This is a genomic window from Sphingobacterium phlebotomi, assembly GCF_008180195.1.
Taxonomy (GTDB): domain Bacteria; phylum Bacteroidota; class Bacteroidia; order Sphingobacteriales; family Sphingobacteriaceae; genus Sphingobacterium; species Sphingobacterium phlebotomi.
This window is the reverse complement of the sequence record NZ_VTAV01000044.1, coordinates 1-1112: the sequence shown is the minus strand read 5'-3', so window position 1 is coordinate 1112 and position 1112 is coordinate 1. Positions and strand designations below refer to the sequence as shown.

At 52.4% G+C, this 1112-nt stretch carries 1 protein-coding gene; it reads right to left on the bottom strand.

Translation table 11 applies throughout. From position 1 onward, the window contains the following. Positions 1-1112 (bottom strand): hypothetical protein (locus FXV77_RS22260; RefSeq protein WP_187444220.1); only part of this gene is annotated, 1112 nt, incomplete at both ends.

Below are 1112 nucleotides of genomic sequence, written 5' to 3'. Positions count from 1 at the left end.
ATTTCACTGCTCAGCTGCCCGAGGTCATCGTAGGTGTAGGAGGCATAGTTCGATACGGATGCCAACCGGTTGGTGTTGGAGGTATAGTTATATGTATAATTGGCAAGGATATTCCCTGTAACGCCTGTCCGTTGCAGGGTCTGAATATTACCATGCGCATCATAGGCCAGTCCTTTCTCCTGATAACCCTGTTGGCCGGTAAAACTATTCTGGCTGTAGTTCGGTACCCCCCAGTTACTCTGTATAAGCTGGTCCCGGTCATCATACTGGTAGGTACTCATGATCGGACTGCTCGTTCCGGCTGAGAGAGGCTTCCGTACGAGCCAGCTTATCCCGTTGACCATCCCGCCATAGCTTGCCGCGGTGCTTCCGCTCTGTATGCTGTGGATATTCGTGCCGGCACGCTGGTAATCGCCCGGGTGGTATTCCACGTTCATACTGAACACATCCGGGGCAAATCCGTTGGCTGTGCCGTCCTGACCGGGATCGTCAGCAGCGTTGGCATGGTTGATCGCCTTGAGCTTGCCATCTACGGTATAGACATAATCTATCCCCTGGAGCTGATCGCCAAGCTCCACACGTTTCACCGTACCGAGTACTGTATACTCCGTACGGCTGTGGCGGATCTTGGTGATACTATCGGTACTGGTATATACCGTAGTCGGATTGCCTCCCTCATCGTAGTAGTAGTGATAGACCAGGCGTTCGGCGGGCACATGCCGCTGATAGTCTATGGCTGCTATGGCTCCCAGCGCATTGTAGGTATAGTCGGTGGTTTTGATCCCCAGGCCGTTGATCTGCTTGACTGTCCACACGATCCGCCCGTTCTCATCATAGTTGTACCAGGTCTTGGCATGTTCATTTTCCGTATAGCTAACCGCAGCACGCATAAAGAAGGCGTCCTGCATATATTGCGCCAGCCCATGGGAATTGTCCGGATTATCGTAATGGATTTTGTTGACATCGGTCTTGGTTCCTCCCGTCAGCCCACCATCAGCCTGCCGGCTTTCGATAACGGCCGTATTGGTCTTAAGTCCGGAGAAAGAAAGCATACCGCTGTATACCCCTCCTTCTATGAGTCTGTCGTTGGCGTCATAGTTCGTATAGGAAAG